The sequence below is a fragment of the Pontibacter rugosus genome, from assembly GCF_042678745.1.
Lineage (GTDB): Bacteria > Bacteroidota > Bacteroidia > Cytophagales > Hymenobacteraceae > Pontibacter > Pontibacter rugosus.
Genome location: NZ_JBHTLD010000061.1, coordinates 1 through 22,032, shown reverse-complemented (window position 1 = coordinate 22,032; position 22,032 = coordinate 1). Strand labels below are relative to the sequence as shown.

Sequence of the window (22,032 nt, the reverse complement as noted above, 5' to 3'; positions counted from 1 at the left end):
CTCATGGAAAATAATAAGAATAACAACCAGGCACCACAAACATCAAAAGCGCAATCTAATTCTAACTTAACGCCTCAAGGCTCAAGTCAGAACAGTAGTGGCAACAATAATACAAACCGTAGCAACAGTTCATCCTCTGCTACTTCTTCGCCATCTGCTAACAACGCTACATCAAACAACAGCAGCAGCCAGAACATGCAGGGCCGCAGTAACCAGCAGGCTACTTCAGGCAAAGGCGGAATGAAGGATATTCAGGATAAGCTTATGCAGTTTGGCAGTACAGCAGCAAACAAAGTGAATGGTCTTACTACTACCCAAAAGGTTGTTGGAGGGTCGTTGCTGGCTTTAGGTGCTGGATGGTTGGCTATCAATAACAAAAACAAAAGTAAGGTAAAGAATCAGATAAGCTCAGCAGCCTCTACTGCTCAGCAAAAAATGAAAGACCTGAACAAGCAACAGCAGCAGAATTCAGGTTCGCCGAGTGCAAGTAGCAACAGCGGCTCAAGCTCAGCAAGCACTAATGCGCGCGTAAAATAAACGAGCGTAACAACTGATGTTATAGAAAGCCGGGCTTTAGGTCCGGCTTTTTTGTTTTAAAGTTTATACCCGGCAGCTAGCCATGCCCCGCTTTATCAGGTACTGCTGGTGGTATTCTTCAGCGGGATAAAACACGTCGGCGGGAGAAATTTTAGTTACAATCTCACGGCTGCTGAACTCCGGCGACTGCTGCCAGTTTTCTTTAGTTGTTTCAGCTATAACGCGCTGCTCATCAGAGTGGAAGAAAACCACGGAGCGGTATTGCGAGCCTACATCCGGCCCCTGGCGGTTAAGCTGTGTTGGGTCATGGGCTCTCCAAAAAGCCTGTAACAGTTGGTCAAAGCTCACTTGAGCCGGATCATACACTAATTGCACTACCTCTGCATGGCCTGTGCTGCCAGAGCATACATCCTGATAGGTTGGGTCAGGCACATGGCCACCCATATAACCTACAGTGGTGTCTATAACGCCGTTAACGTTACGAAGTGCTACCTCCACGCCCCAGAAACATCCGCCTCCAAAAGTCGCTTTCTCTGTTTTGAGTATTTTTCTATCAGATTCCATCGTTTTAAGTTTAAGTTGCACGTGTTGCCTTACCTAATCAGTAACAGTACGTAATAATTCGATACATACTAAAACAGCAGAATGAAAGATAAGGTTATACTTCATTTCGATCCTGCACTGGGTCGTGGAGCCGAAGGAAAACATGTGCGTAACGGGCTTTCTACCGCTTTCCATAGCGGCGATAACCTGTGGCTTAGCTGCGATGAGCGCACTTCTATTGAGCGGCTGACGCTACAGCCTGATGGGGCTTTTGCAGCGCACAAGTCCTTTGATCTGAACCAGTTTCTGGACCTGCCCGACCAGGATAACAGCGAGATAGATATCGAGGGCATGGGTATGGCTGATCATTACCTCTGGCTCATTGGCTCCCATAGCCTCAAGCGCTGTAAACCAAAGCGGCATGATACAATTGCGAAACAGATTAAACGCCTGGCTAAAGTTAAAAACGACCCGAACCGCTACCTGCTTGCACGCATCCCCATCCTGAAAGATGAGGCTACAGGAGATTATACTTTACATAAAGAGGCCCCTGACCCAGATAAGCCTGACCATACCTTGCGTGCGGCACAGTTGCGCGGTAATACAAATAGCAGCATGCTTACCGAAGTGCTGGAGAAGGACCCACACATTGCTCCTTTCATGAACATCCCGGGCAAAGACAACGGCTTTGATATAGAAGGCTTAGCCATACATGGAAAGCGCATATTTATAGGTCTGCGTGGCCCGGTAGTGCGAGGTTGGGCAATGGTGCTGGAGGTAGAGCCGGAAGAAGATGAGGAAGGAATGCTACACCTGAAGCAGCTAACAGCCGATAGGCCGTACCGTAAGCACTTTCTGAACCTGAGAGGGAAAGGCATAAGGGAGCTGCGCGTTTTGGGTGATGATATTTACTTATTAGCCGGCCCTACCATGGATTTAGATGGTGTGATAGCCATTTACCGCTGGCCCAAGGCAGTAAACAAACAGGAAGAGCAACTGGTGCATAACAATGAATTGGAGCGGCTGTGCGAAGTGCCTCATGGTAGCGGCGAAAACACCGGCAAAGATAAAGCCGAAGGACTCGCTGTGTTGGATGATAAGCGTGTGCTGGTAGTTTTCGATAGCCCTGCCGTTGCACGCTTGGTAGGCGAAGACGGTGTAGAGGCCGATGTGCTGCAGGTGGTAAAGTAACTGTAACCTTATAGGGCGTAAAAAGCTATACAGGTAAAAGCCAGCCAAAGGCAAAACCTAAAACTTCAACTATGAACAATGTGATAAAATCAATGGCAGGTGGCCTGGCAGGAGCCTGTGTGCTTACGCTTGTACACGAATCGATGCGGCGTTTTGTGCCTGATGCACCACGCATGGATGTATTAGGCATGCGTTCTATTTCCAAATTAATGCGCAAGGCTGATGCAGAACCCCCTCAGGATAAAGACGAGCTGCACACCATGGCACTGGCTGGTGATGTGCTATCTAACTCGCTATACTACAGCCTGGCCGGTACGGGGAAAGATGCCTGGTGGCGCGGTGCTATACTTGGTGCCACTGCCGGAGCAGGGGCTGTTTTGCTGCCAGGGCCATTAGGGCTGGGCGAGGAGCCAAGCAACAGAACCACTAAAACACAGGCTATGACGGTAGGTTATTACCTCTTAGGGGGCTTAGTAGCAGCTGCAATAGGCTATGCCATTAGCAACGAAAGAGACTAAAGCTAAGTCATCCACAAAAGCAGAAGGGGCAGGTACTTTAAAGTACCTGCCCCTTCTGCTTTTGTCGTTTAAATGTACTATTGGTTTCCTAACGGAGTAGTAGTGGCACTGTTGTTTGTGGTGTCGTTCATAGTGCCTGAGCCAGAGTTTCTAGCTGTATCCAGCGGGCTCATGTCACCAGGGGCAGCTGTTGTAGATGTGCCTCCTGCGCCGTTATTAGATGTTCCGTCTGTTTCTACGCCTGTAGTATTATCAGCAGTACAGCTGTAGAGTCCCGTGCTCATGAGCATGGCTGAGGCAAGTAAAAATGCATATGTTCTTTTCATAGTGTTTCGTATTTAAGTTAACCTGTTTTAGTAGTATGTACGGATTTCAGCTGTATGTTGATGAGGGTATAGCCGGAATACTTTTTATTCTGGCTGGTTGGCACAGCTGCAAAGTACTTCCCGTTTAGGAGTGGCTACCTGATAATCCGGCAGAGATGGCTCCAGCATGTATATTACCTCCAGCTTTTTTATCTGCTGTTGAGGGTGGGCTTCATTCCAGCGCCGCATCAGGTAATTGCAGTAGTAGGGGCGCATATAGGCGTTGTGCACAAACAGATAGTTTTCAGAGTACTTGCGCCAGCGGTCGTTTTTAAACAGCGACATTACTGAAGCCGGTTTGATAGTGTCTACTTCTTTGCCTTGCTGGTTCAGGTCAATAGCCAGTCCTTTTGCTGTGCTACCCTCATATATGTACCAGCCATCATCCTTGAAAACAGTAGGCGCAAACATGCCCCAGTGCTGATCTAGCCGAAGCGTATAGCCAAGCCAGCGGCTATCATCAGGTATTTTCGGAGTGGGCAACGTAGTGCCGCTAAGGTTCCACCAGATGCAGTAAAACAGCGCAACAGCCACAAAGCCGTTACGGAGCTGCACCAGCAGATAGTTAGGTATAAGCGGGCGGTGGATACGAATATGTACAGTGAAAAAGGCCAGTTTCCTGAAGTGCTGTAGGATGCGCTTAAACGGCCCAAACCTGGTCTTGTGGAAAGAACTAAAAAGTTTCCTGTCAATCCAATCCATAGCGGGAGGTGGCAACAGGCCAGTAACAGAAGCAATGTTGATCAGGTAAAACAAACCTACAAACAAGGTAAGGCTAATACCAATGTGAAAGCTCGTCAGCACCCCGACCACCACCAGCCTAAAGAAGTTGTTATAAAAGGGTATCAGCAACAGAAATGGCAAAAGCAGTTCTGTATAATAGGAGATATGCGTAAGTACGCGCAGCAGTTCAGGGTAAGGGTAAATTAGCCGACCGCCGGGCATCAGAATTTGGTCGAGGCTAAGTGCATAGTATAAAGCAGTGCCTTCGGTGGTCCATTCCGGTGAGTTTTTTAGCAGAGCTGTAGAAAAGTATACGAGCCCTATTTGCAGAATATAGGCTGCTGTTGCTACGCTAAAGTAGCTGGTTTTCGGTGCGGCGATAGCCGTTTGTTTTACTTGGGCAGCATCAACAGAATAGAACCTTCCCCAAGGCAGGAACATGCCCCAGAACAAGAGCATGCGCAACAGATCATCACCTCCCTGCTCAATCAAAGGATTCCTGTTTTGGAGGGAAAGTAGCAGGAGCCAAGAAGCAACGGTAGAAATGCGTGTCTTATATCCTAGCAGCATAAAAAGCGCAAACAGGGCAGCCAGTACAAAAAGTATCAGCTGAACCTGCCACAAGCCACTTAGTGTATGGAGCGAGAAGAAATGAGGGAGCCATAGGTGTTGGTGCAGCACATGCAGCGGCAATACACCCATGTTGGAATAATGCGCCTCCATGTCTGATGCCCGAATGGCCAGGTCTGTAAGTATGATGCCTGCCAACCAGATCCGCATAACGGCTAAGGCGCGTAAGTCTACGGTAAATACTTTTCGCAGGTACAGTTCCAGGTATTTCATCAGAGGCCTCTCTTTCTTAAAAACAGAAAGGCAAGCACCAATTGGTATTTGCCCTTCTGCATATTAGATTCACCCGGTTTATTACTACATAGTAGTTGTTCCGGTTGTTGTGCCTGTAGTAGTACCGGTTGTAGTACCGGTAGTAGTACCAGTAGTTGTTCCGGTTGTAGTGCCAGTAGTTGTTCCGGTAGTAGTGCCAGTAGTTGTTCCGGTAGTAGTGCCAGTAGTTGTTCCGGTAGTCATACCAGTGGTTGTACCAGAAGTTGTTCCGCTTGTGGTACCAGTTGTAGTGCCGGTAGTCATTCCGGTTGTTGTGCCAGAAGTAGTTCCAGATGTTGTGCCAGTGGTAGTTCCTGTTGTCATACCAGTGGTTGTTCCCGTAGTAGTCGTACCCGTGGTAGTCGTGCCTGTGTCGTAGCCACTGTTATCGTAGCCTTCTGTTGTGTCCATTCCACCTTCTGCGTCAGTTGTTGTATCGGAGGTAGAGCAACCAAATGTAAGCGCGGCTACAGCAAATGTTGCGGCGCAAAACGTTACAAAGTTCTTTTTCATAGCATTCAATATTTTTTTGTTAAAGTATTTTAACTTTAGCAGTTCTACGAGCCTTCTGAAAAAAAGGCGACCTTATAAGTACTATTCTTTCAGGCTTTAAATATCTTTAACTACTATATAGCTCCTATAAGTGCTACTTTCATGCGCCTGCAACTTCGTATTGTGTGCTTGAAAGTTTATTGCTCTCTGCTAACATGCAAATGTTTTGCATGCTGCAGGTATTCTTGTTTTGCCTGCTCTAACTCCTGAATAATGCAGGCCCTTTGCAGGCGCAGCTTTGCTAGGGTATCCTTGCGTTTAACGAAAAGCCTTAGCAGCACCCAGTGTGCCTGCGTTTTTTGTAACATGCCCCAGTAGCCAAGTGCAAAAAATCCACTAAAAGGCAGCGCCACCAAGTAAGCAAGTATACTTGAGCCAGTTAGCCCCAGCCATTCAAAAACAAGCCATGTCTCAAGTGCATAAAAGATAGGAAAGGCGAACATCCCCACAGTTAACATCACCGGCGCATACCATTCTTCTTCGTCTGTAGCAGCTCGTGCCACTTTAGAAGGTATTAAGTAAGGTACATAGTTGTGAAGCAGTCCGAACAGGAATACTGGAAGCCCTAGCGCCAGCAGTAGCGCACCTATTATACTTTGCCAGAACACAGCTGGGCTGCCCTTGCCCACTACTGCATCATGCAGGCGCAAGCGTGTTAGTTCTAGCTGGTAAGCACTTATCTTTTGCTTTAAGCTTGATACCCGTTCCGGGGAAACTCGGCTGAAATAGTTTATACTTTTAATGATCTCCCGGGTCAGCAGAAAGTCGTGTGCATAAGCGGGGGCGGTAGCGGGTATGGTGGCAGATAGTTCTTCTTTATAAACAGCTTCTATCTGGCGCGCCAGCTCATCTTCTTCATCCGTAGGGGTATGTATGATAAGAGACTCTAGCCGCTGCCGCATTGTTTCTGTGAGTGCCTGCACCGCAGATGAGCCGTCCTGCTGGTAAGCCGCTGCATAATCAGCGACCTCAATCGGTTCCCCCACATTTACAAACACATCGCTGCGAAAGCGTGTAGGGGCGGAGTAATTCAGTCCAACGGGCAGTATTTTGATACCTAGGCTAAAGTTGTGTTCGGCCTCAGCGCCTAGTGCTATACGTGCAGCCCCAGTTTTTATCTTGCGCAAGCGGCGTTGGTTAAAGCTGTTACCTTCCGGGAAGATGAGCAGTGTTTTGTCTTCTTGTAAGGCTTTAAAACTAGCAGCAAAGGCTTCTGCGTTGTTTACTTCCTGCTGAGGGTTATCCTCGCGCCGTTGTATAGGTATGAGGTGCATCTGGCGTAGCACCCAGTTTTGAAAGCCACTCCCAAACACTGTGCTTTTGGCTATAAAATATACCTGCTGTTGTAGCAACGATGCCGTTACAACAGGGTCCATAAACGTGTTAGGGTGGTTGCTTACCACTAATAGCGGCCCCTGCTTGGGCATCAGGTTGCGGTTTCAGACTTCAATCCTTCTGAAAAACACCCTTAGCCCCATGCGGTAGATCAGTTTAAGTATGGCATACAGCATAGTGGCTTCGGGGCTTTAGCTTTAAATATTTACAAAGCAAGATACTGATTTATGCTATAGCTGCAGTACTATAAGTAGCGAAACCGATTGTTGTAGATGCAGGAAATGGGCGTAGGCGTGAGAGCGGTTGTTTGGCAGAGCGAACTGATTGAGCTAAGTGAGATGCAATAGAAAACGCGATTGCGTGGTACTGGCGTTATACATGTTCTGGTGTGGTTAGCCAATCATAGGCAGAGGTTAAATCATTGAATGATTTTGCCTCAAAAGAAAGCGGCCTATACTTATTGCATATAGAATTGTGTAGTTGTTTTCCGGCAGAAGAGCTAAAAGATTTGATGATAGCGAACCGCTTCAGCGGTAGCTTCCGAAAGCCTTCTAAGAAGACCTCGGTTGTCCATTGGGCATCTTCGTCTGAAAGCGGAGGTAGCAGGCGCCGATCCGAAATGGCATACTGTATGTTCATCGAAACTACATAATGCATAAAGCGTTCTAAGGCATCTCGATACTCTGAGCTGGTGCAGCGCCCGTACCACTGGCTTATAAGCACATCATGTGCTGCATAATACGCTAGATGCAGGTAGGACGCTTCAAATAAAACCATAGAAACTTGTTTGTTAATCAGTTAGCACATAATAATTTACTTAATTTGTCGTTATAAAACAAGCTTTTAAGGCTCCGAGCCTCTATATAAGATACATATAGGCTAGTGAGGCAAGTGATAGTAGTATAAGTAGAATAGGAAATTTGCTGTATACAGCTGCTGTTAGAGCAGCAAAAGGCCCATCTGGTTGTATTATGCAACCAGATGGGCCTTTTGCGTAAGCAAGAAAATTATTTTGTGCGCAGCGTATTTGCGTTGCTGCCGTCTAGCTTGCGAGTGTCTTCTTCGTTTCTGGCTGCAGCGTTTCCGCCTTCTTCTTTGCCTTCAAAACCAGTCTCCAGTATGTCCACCTCTTTCTTTTTTGTTCCGGTAAGTGGTTCGGGGTTGCTATCTGGTAAGCGCTTGCCCTCGTCTGAGTTTGTGATGATATCGTCTGCTTTCGGTGCCATAGTTGTAAAGTTTAGTTATAGTATAGTTTACGCGTTTGAGCAGGATTGTTTGCCTCTACTCAATTTATACTGGTGCTCCGCGTTATAGGGCAGGAAGAAGAATGCAATATGGTGTTGATGAAGTACATGCTGCTGTGGTTAACCTTTTTGTTGCCACTGGTTCAGCAGCCCAATTACGATTTAAAGGAGGCCGCAAAGGTGAGCTTTGAGGAGCTGAATAGCGTTCGGCAAGACCCGAAGCAGTACGCTCAAAAGTATAAATTGCCTGCTATTGCCAACATACCTCCTCGCCAACCCTTTGTTTGGGATGATAACCTGGCAAAACTGGCACAGCAAAAAGCCGGGGATATGGCCAGAAACAACTACTTTGGCCACGTTGATAAGAAAGGCAAGGGCATGAATTATTACCTGTGGCAGGCAAACTACCCGCTTCCGGAGTACTTTTCTAAAGACCCCCGTGCCAACAATGTAGAGTCTATTGCAGCTAACACAGAAAGCCCGCTGGTTTTTATCCGGCAGTTGATAGAAGACCAGGGCGTACCAAATTTAGGCCACCGCAAGCACCTGCTCAGTCTTAACAAAGAATCTGACCCTGCCACGCACATAGGCATTGGCATTGCCTATAACCCAAACTCCAAGTATAAATACTATTGCAGCATTATAATAGCACCCAAGGTGGAGAAGCTTTAGACGAGGCTCACACAGTGAGACAGTTGGTTTTGCATTATAAAATGCTTAGCTTGTTTAGCCTTATCCTTTACTAGTATGGATTTTACCAGCTTTTGCCCGCTGGCTCCTACATTAGAGCCATACATTGATTATTACTACATTCAACGCTACGATGATAAAGACACGCAGCTGCGTTACCAGTGCTTTCCACACCTCAACAACTCGTTGTCTTTATTTAGCAGAGCAGGGTTCTACTTTGATGAAGCAGGGTCTCATGTGCAGTATAGCGCTTCAGGTAAGCCCCTAGCCCTGCTAACTGTGATTAGGAAGGCGCCACTCTGGGTCCATCATTCCGGCCCATTGAATAAAGTCGCTATAGTATTTAAACCCCTAGGTCTTTCAGCTTTTACTGAGCAGCCTGTTGGCCTATTAGCACCAAATTTTGTGGCGGCTGTAGACCCGTTCTGCGGTGCTTTGGATGCACTGCAGGCAAGAGTGTTTTCGGTTGCTGATCCGGTTCAACTTGTAAACCTTCTTGATGACTTTTTCCTTTCCTTACTTAACCCAAAGCCTCAGTGCCTGCTGGAGTCACTGCACGCTGCGGTTATTAACTTAGACGCGCCACTGTCTTTGCACTTAGTAGCTGAGCAGCATGGCATCAGCCGTAGGCACATGTATCGCCTGTTTCAGCAGCATTTTGCTTGCTCGCCAGAAGTATACCGCCAGATTGCACGGTTTAGGCAGGTGTTGCAGTTGGCTACAAACCCCGAGGACAAGCAGACGCTTACAGCATTAGCTCATGCCACCCGTCATACTGACCAATCGCACTGGAACAAGCAATGCCGCAAATGGACCGGCTATAGCCCAAAAAATCTGTTGCATACAGGTACAAACCTGGGGCAGAAAGATACTTTCTGGTGCCTGGATTTTGAAAAGAGAGAATTGTAATGTCTCAATCGTACAATTTTGTACTAGCGGCCTTTCATAGCTTTGCTTCAGACTTAAGCTATAAAAACAAACCCACATCAAATTGACAAACCTTATACTGGCGCTTTCCCTGTTGAGCCAGGTGGTATCGGGGCAGGAGTTACCCGAGACTCTCAAAAGCAAAGAATGGCTTAGGACTATTTATAGCAATGCACTGAAGGCAAGCAGCAGCCGTGCAAAGTATAAGCCTGCCAACAGCGGATATGCATTATACTTTGCACAGGCAGATACTGTAAACGTGCCTTACCTGGTGCATGTGCCTAAGTCGTATAACCCCCGCAAATCTTACCCGCTGCTCGTGTACCTGCATGGGGGAGTAGTAAACCTAAAGAACTTTGAGTATAAAGATCCTGAGTTTGCGGAAGAACCCATTTTCACGGTGGCAGACAAGTATAACGCCATTGTTCTGTTCCCTTTCGGTAAAAAAGACTTTGGTTGGGTAGGGCAGCAGAAAGCCTTCGAAAACATACTTTCCATGCTTCAGCATACCAAGCAGGTATATAATATTGATGCGCAGCAAGTATACTTGGGCGGCATGTCGAATGGTGGCACAGACACCTTTTGGTTTATCAGCCATGCTCCAGAGCATTTTGCGGGCTTTTATACTTTTAGCGCCTATCCTGAACTCAAAACCGGAACGATAAACTTTTCAAATCTTTCTGGTGAAAAGCCGCTGTATTCCCTTCATGCCAGAGATGACAAGGTCTATCCCTATGATTCTGTCAAAGCGATTTATGATGCACATAAAGCCGAAGCCCCAGCCTGGCATTTCGAAGTACTGGATTCTGGTGGGCATGGCTTTATTTACCGGGATAATGGGGAAGAAATTATGCGCCGAGTGCTGAGGAGATTTCTAAACCAGAGCAACTGAAAAGGTGCTTTTATGTACTGAAGGAGGTAAATTAACGGCCGTTTATTCCTTAAAAGGTACTCCTAAGCATCATGCTTGAGCTGGTGTGAAGTTTAAATAAACTGAGGTTAGCGTTTTTTTTCTTGTACCCCCAAACATTTAGCGCTAACTTTGGGCAATTTATACATACCAACCCAATGCCTAGAGACACCTCGATTAAATCCGTTCTTATTATTGGTTCTGGTCCTATAGTTATCGGCCAGGCTTGCGAATTCGACTATTCTGGCTCCCAGGCCGCCCGCTCGCTTAGAGAGGAGGGAATAGAAGTAATATTAATCAACTCCAACCCAGCTACCATCATGACTGACCCTGTGACGGCAGACCATGTATACCTGAAGCCCCTGGAGAAGAAATATATTATTGAGATTTTAGAAAAGCACAAGATAGATGCCGTGCTGCCTACCATGGGTGGGCAGACAGCGCTGAACTTAGCTATAGACTGCGACAAGGCAGGCGTGTGGCAGAAGTATGGCGTGCGCATCATTGGCGTGGATATCAAGGCTATCGAGACAACAGAAGACCGGGAGCAGTTCCGACTGAAGATGATTGAACTTGGCGTGAATGTCTGCAAAGGCGAAACCGCTACGTCTTTCTTGGAAGGAAAAGAGATAGCACAGGAAATTGGCTTTCCGCTGGTAATTCGCCCTTCGTTTACGCTAGGTGGTACAGGCGGCGGTTTTGTGAATACCCCTGAAGAATTCGACGCTGCCCTTACCCGTGGCCTGCACGCTTCGCCAACGCACGAAGTGCTGGTAGAGCAAAGCATTATGGGCTGGAAAGAGTATGAGTTGGAGCTGCTGCGCGATAATGTGGGCAATATCATCATCATCTGCTCTATTGAGAACTTCGACCCAATGGGTATTCATACCGGAGACTCTATCACGGTTGCCCCGGCCATGACACTGCCAGACACAGTATACCAGCAAATGCGCGACCTGGCTATCAAAATGATGAATGGCATCGGACAGTTTGCAGGAGGCTGTAACGTGCAGTTCTCTGTAAATCCAGACGATGATACCATCATTGCCATCGAGATCAACCCGCGGGTTTCGCGCTCGTCAGCACTGGCCTCTAAAGCCACAGGTTACCCTATTGCTAAGATTGCCGCGAAGCTGGCGATTGGCTATAACCTGGATGAGCTGAAAAACGCCATCACCAAAACAACATCAGCATACTTTGAGCCTGCGCTGGACTACGTGATCGTGAAGATACCACGCTGGAACTTTGATAAATTTCCGGGTGTAGACCGCAAGCTTGGCCTGCAGATGAAATCTGTGGGTGAGGTAATGGGTATCGGCCGCACTTTCCAGGAGGCCCTGCAGAAGGCCTGCCAGAGTTTAGAGATCAAGCGCAATGGTATTGGCGCTGATGGCAAAGAGAAAACCAGTTACGACGAGTTAATCGACAGCCTTACTAACGCAAGCTGGAACCGCCTGTTCAGCATCAAAGATGCTATGCGCATCGGTATCCCGACCAGCACCATCCAGAAAATCACTAAAATTGATCCGTGGTTCCTGGCTCAGATAGAGGAGCTGGATATGATGGAGAAGGAAATCGAGAAGTATACCCTGGCTACCATTCCGGCTGACCTGCTGCGCGAGGCGAAGGTGAAAGGCTATGCCGACCGCCAGATTGCGCATCTGCTGCGTTGCAAAGAAAGTGAAGTGCACCAGACACGTACCAGTTATGGTATTAAGCGTGTGTTTAAAATGGTTGACACCTGCGCTGCTGAGTTTGAGGCAAACACACCTTATTACTATAGCACATTTGAAGGAGAGAACGAGAGCCTTGTAACCGATAAGAAGAAAGTAGTGGTATTAGGCTCTGGCCCGAACCGCATCGGGCAAGGCATTGAGTTTGACTACAGCTGCGTGCATGGGGTATTGGCAGCCAGAGAGTGCGGCTACGAAACCATCATGATCAACTGTAACCCGGAAACAGTAAGTACAGACTTTGATATTTCAGATAAGTTATACTTTGAGCCTGTTTTCTGGGAGCATATTTATGACATTATCCTGCATGAGAAGCCGGAAGGCGTAATTGTGCAGCTAGGTGGACAAACGGCTCTTAAGCTGGCGGAAAAACTGGAGCGCTACGGCATCAAGATTTTCGGTACCAGCTACCAGGCGCTTGACTTGGCTGAGGATCGTGGCTCCTTCTCTTCGCTGCTTCGCGACCTGAGCATCCCATACCCACCATTTGCTGTTATCGAGTCGGCTGAGGAAGCCCTAGAGCTTTGTAAAGAGCTAAAATTCCCGCTTTTGGTGCGCCCTAGCTACGTGCTCGGTGGTCAGAACATGAAAATCGTGATTAATGAGAAAGAACTGGAAGCTCACGTAATTGACCTCCTAAAGGATCACCCGGGTAACAAGGTGCTGCTCGACCACTTCCTGGATAATGCCATCGAAGCCGAGGCTGATGCTATCTGCGATGGCAAAGATGTATACATCTGCGGTATCATGGAGCACATAGAGCCAGCTGGTATCCACTCCGGCGACTCATATGCCGTATTGCCTCCGTTTGACCTGAGCGAGAACGTGATGAACCAGATTGAGGAATACACCAAAAAGATTGCAGTAGCGCTGCAGACAGTAGGTGTTATCAACATTCAGTTTGCCATCAAAAATGAGATAGTATATATTATCGAAGCAAATCCGCGTGCATCGCGTACGTTCCCGTTCATTGCCAAAGCTTACCGTGAGCCTTACATCAATTATGCTACTAAGATCATGCTGGGTGAGAAAAAGGTGAAGGATTTTGAGTTCAACCCTTACAAGCATGGGTATGCTATTAAGGTGCCGGTGTTCTCTTACAACAAGTTCCCTGAAGTGAATAAGGAGCTTGGCCCTGAGATGAAGTCTACCGGTGAGGCCATTTACTTTATTGATGACCTGCAGGACGACTACTTTACCAAAGTATACTCTGAACGCAACATGTACATGAGTAAATAGCATTACCTACTTTATAAATCAAAAAAGCCCCTCTGCGTAAGAGGGGCTTTTTTGATTTATACCTGCCGCTGTGCCCTAATGGTTCATGGTAACAGCTTTGCTATTTAAGAAGGCAGTTGTAAAAGAGCGGGTTAATTTTTTAGATTTGCAAAGGGCAACAAATAGCAGCCAGGCAAGGTACTGCTACCTGTCAGCGTAGTGGTAGGGCTCTAACCTTAGAAGCCGTTATGCTGTTGAATCTCCATATTAAACATCTGAACTTATGCGTATTTCTGTGGCTTTGGTGCACCAAGTGTGCTTTTTCGTGCTGTTAGGTTTAGTGGCAAGTTGCACTGCCCCACGTGCTGTCATCAATTCCGGGAAAGTGACCGCACCCGGTAAGTTTAAGGCAGGAGTAAACTTTGGCGGTAACATTGCTACAGAGCCTATTGGCCAGCTAGATGATGTCGCTAAATCTGCAGTAAACGCTATCGCTAAGAAAGACTCCGTATACTTTGATGAAGTAGAGACAGCTACCAGGGCGCTACTGGCGTATGCCTTAGACCCCGTTGGGCCCACCTTTGATTTTTACCTGCGCTATGGTGTGGCACCGCGTGTAGATGTAGGATATAAATATGCCTCTGGTGTGCATGTGTTTGATGCGCAGTACCAGTTTCTAGGGCCTACAGGTACGCCGGAAAATCCGGGTGTAGGGGCCGCCGCCGGAGCGTGGTACGGCAGCGTGGGCTTACAGTACGCTGGCCAAAGTTCTGACTGGATAGACAATCTGTTCCTGGATAAGCTACAACCTGTGCTTCAATTCACTGCCAAGCGCCGTGACTATACGATCCCGATCATCTTCAGTAAATCTTTTGGGGTAGAGGAGCAGAACGGAAGTATAGCTTTTGGGGCAGTATATAACCACACTAACATTGAGTATGGTTTCGACCCTGGCAGGCTATTCAAAAAGCAAGGGAAAGCTATTGAAGAAGTGAACCCGCTTAAGGAGAAAAACAGCTTCGGCTCTTACGGCTTCTTCGTGAATGCAAAGCTCGGGTTTAAGTATATCTATATTTTACCAGCCCTCACCATCTACTACCAGGACTATGGCGATTATAAGCTTCTGAATAATACCAGCTACAGCTACTCCGGCTTAACATTTATACCTTCTATTGGTGTGCAGGCCAGCTTCGGCAAAGGGAGGCGGTAAGGAAGATCATAAATTTTGCCTTACCCTCACCAGCGTTACCTCAAAGCTCTTTGTCCTGTCGAACACAGTAATAAAGTTGGATTTTGCTGCTTATTGTAAGGTTTCAGTTCCTGGTTTAGCTATGTCGCAAGTTTAGCGGAGCGTAACTTGTGACGGGGCATGGTGCAAGTTTTCAACTTGCTTTCTGCGTGAGCAGAAACGGAGACGCAGCAAAGGCTGTTGCTTTAAGAGGAGCTGGAGAATAGACGGTAGTCAGAAAGTATAGCTTGGCTGAAGATGTAGAAATCAAAGGCTATACAAGTATAACCATTGCTACTACAGGCTTGGCTCTACGAGCCAGTAGAGCTGGAAGCTCTACACCATAATAGGCACTAGCTGCAAGCTAGCGCCAGCGGGTGGGAAGGTAAAATTGTTTGAAGATGCGGCAATCAGGAGCGATGGAAGTATAAGCTACAATTAGAAAAGCTGCTTCAAACATCAGCTGTAAGTATGGCTTTCCAAGCCAGTAGAGCTGGAAGCTCTACACCATAGTAAGCACTAGCTACAAGCTAGCGCCAGCGGGAGGAGGTTATGAAAGTATAAGCAGCTGTAAGTATGGATTTTCAAGCCAGCGGAGTTACAAACGCGACATCATGGTAGAACACATATTTGAAGACTTGCGCCAGCGGCGCCCTCAGAAAGATTAGCTGGAACAGCATCCAAGCCTAACAGAAACATCTCCCATTATCCCGCTGGAACTAGCTTCTTCAAACCTGCATTTAAAAACTATACTCCTTATCTTTGCAGCATTCAGCCAAAACGTCAGGTAACAAAAGGCTGGCAAAGGAGTTGTAAATAAGTATAGGTACTGTTTTTGCAGTATACATTACCGAAACATAGAACAGCATCATGATCAAATTCATATTCACTACTTTACTTATTATTTTCTTTATCCGTTTGGTAGCGCCTACGCTGTTGAGATGGCTATTGGGTATGTTTATCAAGAAGAAAATGCGCAATGGCTCTTTCTTTTATACGAACATGAATCAGCGGCAGGAGCAGCAAACTTACCAGGACGGACAAAACAGAAAGGCAGAAGGCAAGGTTAAAATTGACTACATTCCGGAGCAGCCAAACCGCAAAGGCTTCGATGGAGGAGAGTATGTAGATTATGAAGAAGTAAAATAAAACCACTATCTTTCAACCTCTATTTATGAGGTTTTTGAAAGATATGACAACATCCTTCGATTTTAAGCGTGATGTGCTCCCGCACATTTTAGCGCTAGTAGTTTTTATGGTCCTGACGGCGGTGTATTTCTCGCCGGTTTTATTTGAAGACAAAGCCCTGGCGCAGCATGATATTCTGCAGTTTAAGGGTGGTGCCAAAGAAATACAGGATTACCGTGAAAAAACAGGCGAGGAAGCACTTTGGACTAACTCCATGTTCGGAGGAATGCCTGCCTACCTTATTCAAACACACTTCCCTGGCGACTGGTCCGGCTATATTCATAAAGTTCTGACCTTCAACCTTCCGGCACTGGCAGGTAATATCTTCATCACCTTAGTTTGTGCTTACATACTTTTGGTGGCGATGGGCATGAGCTCCTGGCTAGCTATAGTAGGCGCAGTAGCTTTCTCGTTTACATCCTATAACCTGATTATACTGGAGGCAGGGCACAACACCAAGTCGCTTACCATTGCCTATATACCGATGGTACTGGCTGGCCTGATTTATGCGCTGCGCAAAAACCTTTGGATAGGAGCGGCGCTCTTTGCCGTTGCCCTCACCATGAACCTGCACTTCAACCACCTGCAGATGACCTACTACATGCTGTTGCTGGTATTGATCTTTGGCGTGGTTGAGATTATTTATGCGATTAAACACGGTACTATAGCTGAACTCCTAAAGCGAGGCGTTGTATTACTAGTAGCGGCCATTTTGGCAGTAGGCGTAAATTTCGGACGACTTTATACTACAGCTGAATACACGGAGCACAGCATCCGAGGCAAATCAGAGTTAACACAGCCAAACAGTGGCGACAATATAGGTAGTGGTTTGGATAGAGAGTACGCTTTTAACTGGAGCTACGGCGTGGGCGAAACCATCACCTTGCTTATCCCTGATTTTTATGGCGGTAGCAGCTCTGCACCTGTTGGCAAAGACTCTGAAACATACAACGCCTTCCTGAACATGGGAGCACAGCCGGCACAGGCCGAGCAGATTGTGAACCAGGGGCTGCCAATGTACTGGGGGCCGCAGCCTATGACGAGCGGACCTGTTTACGTAGGTGCCATAGTTTGCTTCCTTTTTGTGCTCGGCTTATTTATAGTAGACCGCCGCTGGACAAGCTGGTTGGTGGCAGGTACCATACTATCTATCGTGCTGGCCTGGGGCAAGAACTTTGAGGCGTTCAACTACTTTATGTTTGATTACTTCCCACTGTATAACAAGTTCAGAGCAGTATCCTCGGCACTGGTAATTGCGCAAATCACCATACCGTTCCTAGCTTTGCTGGCGCTTTGGAAGTTGATAAATGAGCGGGGCCTGATCAAGGATCTTGACAAAAAGCTTCTGATTTCCGGAGGTATTACCGCCGGTATCTGTGCGCTAGTTTGGTTGTTTGCCGGTACGTTCGGCTTCACGTCTGATACGGACCAGCAGCTTATTCAGGCGCAGTTCCCGATCGATGCCATCCGTGCCGACCGTGAAAGCATGATGCGCTCGGATGCTTTCCGCTCGCTAATCTTTATCGTGTTGGCTGCAGGCTTACTATACTTCTATGTTAAAAACAAGGTATCTGCTATGGCAGCTATAGCTGGTGTAGGGGTGCTGATACTGGTAGACCTTTGGGCAGTGGACAAGCGCTACCTGAACAACGGTGATTTTCAGCGGCAGGTAGTGGAAAATTACTTCCAGCCTACGCAGGTAGATCAGCTGATACTTCAGGATAAGGACTTAAGTTATCGTGTAATTAACTTGCCGAATCCGTTTAATGATGCCCGCACTTCTTATTACCATAAATCAGTAGGTGGTTACCACGGGGCAAAACTGCGCCGCTACCAGGACCTGATCGACCGCCACATCTCACGCAATAACTTGGAGGTGCTACGCATGCTCAATACCAAGTATGCCATCACAGGTAATCCTCAGCAGCCAGTGCAGCGTGTGCCAGACCCGCTTGGCAATGCCTGGTTTGTGAAAGAGGTGAAGCCAGTACAGTCGGCTGATGAGGAAATCAACGCGCTGACAATGTTTGATGCAGGCACAACGGCTGTGATAGATGTAAAGAAATTCCCTATCAAGCAGCAGAACTACTTCGGTTTAGAGAATGCAAATATTAAGCTGGTAGAATATGAGCCGAATTATTTGAAGTATGAATACCAGGCGGCACAGGAAGGGCTGGCTGTATTCTCTGAAATTTACTATGCTGACGGCTGGCAAGCGTACCTGGATGGTGAGCCGGTAGACCACATCCGTGCAAACTATGTGCTGCGTGCCATGCAAGTGCCAGCTGGCAAACATACAATTGAGTTTAAATTTGCACCTCAGTCTTATACTTTAGGCAATACGATATCTCTTATCTCCTCTATCTTACTGCTATTGGTGATAATTGGAGCGGTTTATTACGGCGTAAAGAAACAGCCAAAGGAAATGCCGATTGTGGAGAAAGTATAGTAGGAGTGCTGAGTCACGAGTTCTGAGTCTTGCAGATTGAAATTCTCTTAGTTTTTCTCCTTTGAGACACTAAGGGTAAATTTACTACTCAAGCAAGTTTAAAAAGTATAAACAAAGCCTCAGCAATAGCTGGGGCTTCTTTTTGAAGTATAATGGAAGCACCCTTACAGAAGCTGGAGGATGACCTGCTAAAGGAGCAGGGTGTGGCGCTATGGGTAAAGCGCGAAGACCTGTTGCACCCGCATATATCAGGGAACAAATGGCGGAAGCTGAAATATAACCTGAAAGCAGCAAAGCAACAGGGGCACCATACTTTGCTCACCTTTGGAGGCGCATATTCTAACCATATAGCGGCTACGGCGGCGGCAGGTAAGGCATATGGCTTTCGAACGATTGGCATCATACGAGGCGAAGAACACCTGCCGCTTAACCCTACACTAGCATTTGCCACCTCCTGCGGTATGCAGTTGCACTACATCAGCCGCGAGAAGTATAGGTTGAAAGATGAGCCTGGTTTTCTGAAAGAGGTGCAGCAGCAGTACGGTAAGGTATATATGTTGCCTGAAGGTGGCACGAACCTGCTGGCGGTAAAGGGCTGTACCGAAATAGTAGACGACATAACTATAGACTACAGCCACATCTGCTGCGCTATGGGTACTGGCGGCACATTGGCCGGAATAGTGGCAGGCCTGGCCGGAGAAAAAGCCATACTAGGCTTTCCGGCATTAAAAGGCGGTGATTTCCTGCGACAGGAGGTTGCGGAGCTGGTGCAGGATTACAATGGGCAAAATTATCACAACTGGCACCTCATAACGGTTTATCATTTCGGAGGCTATGCTAAGGTAAAGCCGGACCTGCTGGCATTTATGAACCAGTTTAAGCAGCAGCACAACATACAACTGGAACCGATCTACACCGGCAAAATGATGTACGGCATCTTTGATTTGCTAAAGCAAGGCTACTTTCCGGCAGGTAGCATCATTGTGGCGGTGCATACAGGGGGCTTGCAGGGTAATGCTGGTTTCGAGCAGCGGCTGGGCCTGCAGGTATAGCTAATTTTGTAGCATAATATTTGCAACTCCGTATCTGTACCTAAACCAAATCCTGCTTACATGCCCCTGTTTCGTTTTATACTTAAGCTCATTCCCTGGATTATACTTATTGCGCTCGGTGTTTTTCTGTGGCGGTCGTTCGGTGATTTTTTTACCAAAACAGATGAGAAGAAAGAGCCGGAGGTGGTAGTGAATTACAACACTGTGTTGACCTCTGTAGAAGACCTTGGCCGGATGGAACTGGTGCGCTATAATTTTAAGGATGTAGTGGAGTATCAGAAGAACGTATCGCGGTGGGTACCGGACTCTAAAATTGCGCTTATTGTTTCAGGAGAGGCGGTGGGCTGTGTAGACTTTGCCAAAATCACCCAGGCTGATATTCAGTTTCAGGGCGATACGCTGGTGCAGGTAGCGCTACCGGAACCAGAAATCTGCTACTATAAAGTAGACCACAGCAAGTCAAAAGTCTTTAGCAAAGAGAATACCTATTTTCAGGATGCAGCGCTTGTAGAAGAAGCCTTCCGGTACGCAGAGAATAACGTAAAGAGAGCCGCCTTGAATTCAGGTATCCTAAAGCAGACACAGGTAAACGCTGAAAAGGTACTGAGACCCATACTAGAAGAGGTTACGGGCAGGCGCGTAGTGCTGGTGCAGCAGCGGCGCATTAAAAATCCTGAGGTGCCGGCTAAGCGGTAAAAGGGTGTTGGGTATGAAGGTTTATGCGAGTACTGTTGCTATGCTTGAGTAGTTCGTGGAAGTATGATTGAGGCACAACAGAAGTGTTTTTTGAAAACCAGACTTTAACCTTCAAATTCCTGCACATAAGCTTTCCTTCACTTTTTTAGAGTAGCGAGACACCGAATTTATCTAACAACAGACTATCAAGCTGCTCTATGTCTGCTAGTAAATCTATCTGGTCATGTGTTAAAGTTGCTTCCAACTCGTTTTTCTGAAGCAGCTTTTTCAACTCTACCATTTTAAAGTGAAAAGATGGAGATTGTAGTTCAACCTGGAGTAGCGCTAACTTTTCTTCTATAGCGATCCTTTTTTGTTTAACCACTTTGACTATTTCAAGAGCCGAATTTAAGTCTACTTCCTTCCGCTCAAGGGATGTTAAAAGTCCGCACAGGAATTTAGCGCATTGTTTTGGTCTACTGTCATAAATAGTGCAGCCATTACAATAGTTGTTACACGGTTGAAGAAAAAAACCTTCACCATCTGCATTCTCAATGTCCATTAGTTCTGTTAGCACAGGCAGTTCTTCACGCTCAAGCTGTACGAATCCAATCAAGGTGCCGTCACAACAGGATCCACAAGACAAACAAACATTTGTTATGTCATTCATAATTAATTGGCTTTTAACACCGCTTTGAGTGTGCTAGTTAAAACGGCACCTATCAAGTGGCACTTACGGTTTGATTCTTATTAAATTGCCATCATCAAAGCCTATGGTGATGGCTTTTACATGCTTGAAGATGGTATTGCTGAGGTTTACAGCGTTTAGGTATTCTGTCACCAGTTCTTTGGAGACAGTTAAAACCTCCTGCCATTCTTTTCCCTTTACCAAAGAAGAGCTTAATACAAAGTATTTTTCTTTAGGCTCAAAATCAATGTTTGTAGCCCAGGTGTCATCTTCTTCATCAAAGCATTCAGAACCTGTTAAATATAGGGTATAGCCGTTTTCAGCTTCAAATAATCCGAAATTTAAGGCAATTATTCTATCATCAACTGTTTCTGTTTTATTTATTCTATCCAACCAGTTGTTGAAATCTGCTTTAGCTGACATGGTTTGTTTTATGGAGAATGTAAAAGTAGGTCTGTACAGTTGAAGAAGACTTTTCTGTTGGCTAACATGCTCGTGCAGCAAGTCTTGCTGCACGAGCATGTTGTAAAACATTTTTCTCCTTTTAGCCCAATCTACTCTATTTTTACAAATTTCCCCGAATGAGAGATTACATGTAAGTTAACTCTCATGATAAACTCAACTGTATCTTTTTTGCAGTTTTTTAATTCGTAATAAGGCTGTCCGTGTGAAATCAGTGCCTTTTGAAGTTCCGTTAAAGTATCAGCTCGCTTTTGGGTTGGTATTAGTTGAAAGCTTTTTTCTGATAGCTTCTTGATTAGATATACTTCTTTTTGGCTTGAATTTATTTGTGTCAAGGTTTTTCCCTTAACCACAAATTCGAACTTTGGGGAGTCAGAGAATTGCTCGTCATAAACTACTTTGTATTTACCGTTACCTAAACCACAATCTTTATCTGCGAATCTAAATCCGAGACAAGTTAAAAGTGATATGTAGAGTAATGTCTTCAAATATTGTACAACGTGCTGGTATTGTACAACGTCTTAGCTAAACGACGGGCGAGGCCATCGGCCGATGCTGGTGTTTAGGTTTTGTTGTGGTGCGTGCATTTTATCTCATGTGTAGGTTTTTGTTAAATGCGTCGATACAACAAGGGGAAGTATCATTGTTTGAGAGGTTTAAATAAGTAAGAACTTACTCCGGTTATAAATGCAGGTTGTTCTGGTGCGTAGTAATTGTCAATGGGTTCTGTCCGGAGCGTTTTTGAGTCCAAGATATTGATTCTCCAGTTATTGATAAAAACTTTTGTCTCAATCCCTTTATTACCCTTGTATAGAGTATCAATTGGCCCATGGAAATTGATAATATTCTTGTCTACAAAATACCTTCCATACAAGGTGTCTAATCTAACCTGATCTGGAAATTCTGAAACTCCACCATAATC

At 46.3% G+C, this 22,032-nt stretch carries 23 protein-coding genes; 12 read left to right on the top strand and 11 right to left on the bottom strand.

Annotated elements, in window-relative coordinates:
• Positions 1-537 (top strand): hypothetical protein (locus ACFQ2O_RS08755; RefSeq protein ID WP_377525846.1); only part of this gene is annotated, 537 nt, incomplete at its 5' end.
• Between the two features lie 63 nt (positions 538-600).
• Here ACFQ2O_RS08755 and msrA read toward each other — a convergent pair.
• Positions 601-1,101 carry a peptide-methionine (S)-S-oxide reductase MsrA gene (gene msrA, locus ACFQ2O_RS08750; RefSeq protein ID WP_377525842.1) on the bottom strand — a complete coding sequence of 167 codons (501 nt, stop codon included), beginning with the start codon at positions 1,099-1,101 and terminating at the stop codon, positions 601-603.
• Between the two features lie 81 nt (positions 1,102-1,182).
• Between msrA and ACFQ2O_RS08745 the strand changes: the two genes are divergently transcribed.
• Together ACFQ2O_RS08745 and ACFQ2O_RS08740 are read left to right on the top strand one after the other, a co-directional pair.
• Complete coding sequence (locus ACFQ2O_RS08745) at positions 1,183-2,271, top strand: DUF3616 domain-containing protein (RefSeq protein ID WP_377525840.1); 1,089 nt, start codon at positions 1,183-1,185, stop codon at positions 2,269-2,271.
• Positions 2,272-2,342: 71 nt separating this feature from the next.
• A complete protein-coding gene (locus ACFQ2O_RS08740) occupies positions 2,343-2,789 on the top strand; it encodes a hypothetical protein (protein WP_377525837.1) in 447 nt (148 codons plus the stop codon).
• Between the two features lie 77 nt (positions 2,790-2,866).
• On the opposite strand, the gene ACFQ2O_RS08735 is transcribed toward ACFQ2O_RS08740, so the two are convergent.
• The 6 genes from ACFQ2O_RS08735 to ACFQ2O_RS08710 all read right to left on the bottom strand — a co-directional run bounded on the left by ACFQ2O_RS08735 (position 2,867) and on the right by ACFQ2O_RS08710 (position 7,872).
• Positions 2,867-3,115: a hypothetical protein gene (locus tag ACFQ2O_RS08735; protein WP_377525834.1), complete on the bottom strand. Its 249-nt coding sequence runs from the start codon at positions 3,113-3,115 to the stop codon at positions 2,867-2,869.
• A gap of 84 nt (positions 3,116-3,199) precedes the next feature.
• Positions 3,200-4,720: a hypothetical protein gene (locus ACFQ2O_RS08730; RefSeq protein WP_377525830.1), complete on the bottom strand. Its 1,521-nt coding sequence runs from the start codon at positions 4,718-4,720 to the stop codon at positions 3,200-3,202.
• An 84-nt stretch (positions 4,721-4,804) separates the two neighbouring features.
• Positions 4,805-5,272: a hypothetical protein gene (locus ACFQ2O_RS08725; RefSeq protein WP_377525827.1), complete on the bottom strand. Its 468-nt coding sequence runs from the start codon at positions 5,270-5,272 to the stop codon at positions 4,805-4,807.
• Between the two features lie 176 nt (positions 5,273-5,448).
• Positions 5,449-6,738, bottom strand: a complete 1,290-nt coding sequence (locus tag ACFQ2O_RS08720; protein ID WP_377525824.1) for a 1-acyl-sn-glycerol-3-phosphate acyltransferase — start codon at positions 6,736-6,738, stop codon at positions 5,449-5,451.
• Positions 6,739-7,018: 280 nt separating this feature from the next.
• Positions 7,019-7,423: a hypothetical protein gene (locus tag ACFQ2O_RS08715; protein WP_377525820.1), complete on the bottom strand. Its 405-nt coding sequence runs from the start codon at positions 7,421-7,423 to the stop codon at positions 7,019-7,021.
• Between the two features lie 230 nt (positions 7,424-7,653).
• Complete coding sequence (locus tag ACFQ2O_RS08710; protein ID WP_377525817.1) at positions 7,654-7,872, bottom strand: hypothetical protein; 219 nt, start codon at positions 7,870-7,872, stop codon at positions 7,654-7,656.
• 72 nt (positions 7,873-7,944) lie between these two features.
• Between ACFQ2O_RS08710 and ACFQ2O_RS08705 the strand changes: the two genes are divergently transcribed.
• The 9 genes from ACFQ2O_RS08705 (at position 7,945) to ACFQ2O_RS08665 (ending at position 19,981) form a co-directional block, all read left to right on the top strand.
• The gene (locus ACFQ2O_RS08705; protein WP_377525814.1) at positions 7,945-8,562 is read left to right on the top strand and encodes a CAP domain-containing protein; all 618 of its coding nucleotides are present in this window, start codon (positions 7,945-7,947) and stop codon (positions 8,560-8,562) included.
• A 75-nt stretch (positions 8,563-8,637) separates the two neighbouring features.
• Complete coding sequence (locus tag ACFQ2O_RS08700; protein ID WP_377525811.1) at positions 8,638-9,489, top strand: helix-turn-helix domain-containing protein; 852 nt, start codon at positions 8,638-8,640, stop codon at positions 9,487-9,489.
• Between the two features lie 82 nt (positions 9,490-9,571).
• Positions 9,572-10,399: a carboxylesterase family protein gene (locus ACFQ2O_RS08695; RefSeq protein WP_377525808.1), complete on the top strand. Its 828-nt coding sequence runs from the start codon at positions 9,572-9,574 to the stop codon at positions 10,397-10,399.
• Between the two features lie 176 nt (positions 10,400-10,575).
• Complete coding sequence (carB, locus tag ACFQ2O_RS08690; protein ID WP_377525805.1) at positions 10,576-13,389, top strand: carbamoyl-phosphate synthase large subunit; 2,814 nt, start codon at positions 10,576-10,578, stop codon at positions 13,387-13,389.
• A 262-nt stretch (positions 13,390-13,651) separates the two neighbouring features.
• Positions 13,652-14,578: a hypothetical protein gene (locus ACFQ2O_RS08685; protein WP_377525802.1), complete on the top strand. Its 927-nt coding sequence runs from the start codon at positions 13,652-13,654 to the stop codon at positions 14,576-14,578.
• A gap of 888 nt (positions 14,579-15,466) precedes the next feature.
• Positions 15,467-15,745, top strand: coding sequence for a DUF4834 family protein (locus ACFQ2O_RS08680; RefSeq protein ID WP_377525799.1), 279 nt, complete (start codon positions 15,467-15,469; stop codon positions 15,743-15,745).
• A 43-nt stretch (positions 15,746-15,788) separates the two neighbouring features.
• The gene (locus tag ACFQ2O_RS08675) at positions 15,789-18,233 is read left to right on the top strand and encodes a YfhO family protein (RefSeq protein ID WP_377525796.1); all 2,445 of its coding nucleotides are present in this window, start codon (positions 15,789-15,791) and stop codon (positions 18,231-18,233) included.
• Positions 18,234-18,385: 152 nt separating this feature from the next.
• Positions 18,386-19,285, top strand: a complete 900-nt coding sequence (locus ACFQ2O_RS08670) for a 1-aminocyclopropane-1-carboxylate deaminase/D-cysteine desulfhydrase (protein WP_377525793.1) — start codon at positions 18,386-18,388, stop codon at positions 19,283-19,285.
• Positions 19,286-19,345: 60 nt separating this feature from the next.
• On the top strand, positions 19,346-19,981 hold the full coding sequence (locus ACFQ2O_RS08665; RefSeq protein ID WP_377525790.1) for a DUF4230 domain-containing protein: 636 nt from the start codon (positions 19,346-19,348) through the stop codon (positions 19,979-19,981).
• Positions 19,982-20,126: 145 nt separating this feature from the next.
• Here ACFQ2O_RS08665 and ACFQ2O_RS08660 read toward each other — a convergent pair whose 3' ends face one another.
• The 4 genes from ACFQ2O_RS08660 to ACFQ2O_RS08645 form a co-directional block, all read right to left on the bottom strand.
• Positions 20,127-20,630, bottom strand: coding sequence for a YkgJ family cysteine cluster protein (locus tag ACFQ2O_RS08660; protein ID WP_377525787.1), 504 nt, complete (start codon positions 20,628-20,630; stop codon positions 20,127-20,129).
• Between the two features lie 63 nt (positions 20,631-20,693).
• Positions 20,694-21,071, bottom strand: a complete 378-nt coding sequence (locus tag ACFQ2O_RS08655) for a hypothetical protein (protein WP_377525784.1) — start codon at positions 21,069-21,071, stop codon at positions 20,694-20,696.
• A 131-nt stretch (positions 21,072-21,202) separates the two neighbouring features.
• On the bottom strand, positions 21,203-21,598 hold the full coding sequence (locus ACFQ2O_RS08650) for a hypothetical protein (protein WP_377525781.1): 396 nt from the start codon (positions 21,596-21,598) through the stop codon (positions 21,203-21,205).
• A gap of 152 nt (positions 21,599-21,750) precedes the next feature.
• A partial coding sequence (locus ACFQ2O_RS08645) for a hypothetical protein (RefSeq protein WP_377525778.1) occupies positions 21,751-22,032 on the bottom strand: 282 nt, incomplete at its 5' end.

Bases quoted from the DNA above. Each gene is read 5' to 3' on its own strand.
- msrA (WP_377525842.1), bottom strand. From the start codon at position 1,101: ATGGAATCTGATAGAAAAATACTCAAAACAGAGAAAGCGACTTTTGGA.
- ACFQ2O_RS08745 (WP_377525840.1), top strand. From the start codon at position 1,183: ATGAAAGATAAGGTTATACTTCATTTCGATCCTGCACTGGGTCGTGGA.
- ACFQ2O_RS08740 (WP_377525837.1), top strand. From the start codon at position 2,343: ATGAACAATGTGATAAAATCAATGGCAGGTGGCCTGGCAGGAGCCTGT.
- ACFQ2O_RS08735 (WP_377525834.1), bottom strand. From the start codon at position 3,115: ATGAAAAGAACATATGCATTTTTACTTGCCTCAGCCATGCTCATGAGC.
- ACFQ2O_RS08730 (WP_377525830.1), bottom strand. From the start codon at position 4,720: ATGAAATACCTGGAACTGTACCTGCGAAAAGTATTTACCGTAGACTTA.
- ACFQ2O_RS08725 (WP_377525827.1), bottom strand. From the start codon at position 5,272: ATGAAAAAGAACTTTGTAACGTTTTGCGCCGCAACATTTGCTGTAGCC.
- ACFQ2O_RS08720 (WP_377525824.1), bottom strand. From the start codon at position 6,738: ATGCCCAAGCAGGGGCCGCTATTAGTGGTAAGCAACCACCCTAACACG.
- ACFQ2O_RS08715 (WP_377525820.1), bottom strand. From the start codon at position 7,423: ATGGTTTTATTTGAAGCGTCCTACCTGCATCTAGCGTATTATGCAGCA.
- ACFQ2O_RS08710 (WP_377525817.1), bottom strand. From the start codon at position 7,872: ATGGCACCGAAAGCAGACGATATCATCACAAACTCAGACGAGGGCAAG.
- ACFQ2O_RS08700 (WP_377525811.1), top strand. From the start codon at position 8,638: ATGGATTTTACCAGCTTTTGCCCGCTGGCTCCTACATTAGAGCCATAC.
- carB (WP_377525805.1), top strand. From the start codon at position 10,576: ATGCCTAGAGACACCTCGATTAAATCCGTTCTTATTATTGGTTCTGGT.
- ACFQ2O_RS08685 (WP_377525802.1), top strand. From the start codon at position 13,652: ATGCGTATTTCTGTGGCTTTGGTGCACCAAGTGTGCTTTTTCGTGCTG.
- ACFQ2O_RS08680 (WP_377525799.1), top strand. From the start codon at position 15,467: ATGATCAAATTCATATTCACTACTTTACTTATTATTTTCTTTATCCGT.
- ACFQ2O_RS08675 (WP_377525796.1), top strand. From the start codon at position 15,789: ATGACAACATCCTTCGATTTTAAGCGTGATGTGCTCCCGCACATTTTA.
- ACFQ2O_RS08670 (WP_377525793.1), top strand. From the start codon at position 18,386: ATGGAAGCACCCTTACAGAAGCTGGAGGATGACCTGCTAAAGGAGCAG.
- ACFQ2O_RS08665 (WP_377525790.1), top strand. From the start codon at position 19,346: ATGCCCCTGTTTCGTTTTATACTTAAGCTCATTCCCTGGATTATACTT.
- ACFQ2O_RS08660 (WP_377525787.1), bottom strand. From the start codon at position 20,630: ATGAATGACATAACAAATGTTTGTTTGTCTTGTGGATCCTGTTGTGAC.
- ACFQ2O_RS08655 (WP_377525784.1), bottom strand. From the start codon at position 21,071: ATGTCAGCTAAAGCAGATTTCAACAACTGGTTGGATAGAATAAATAAA.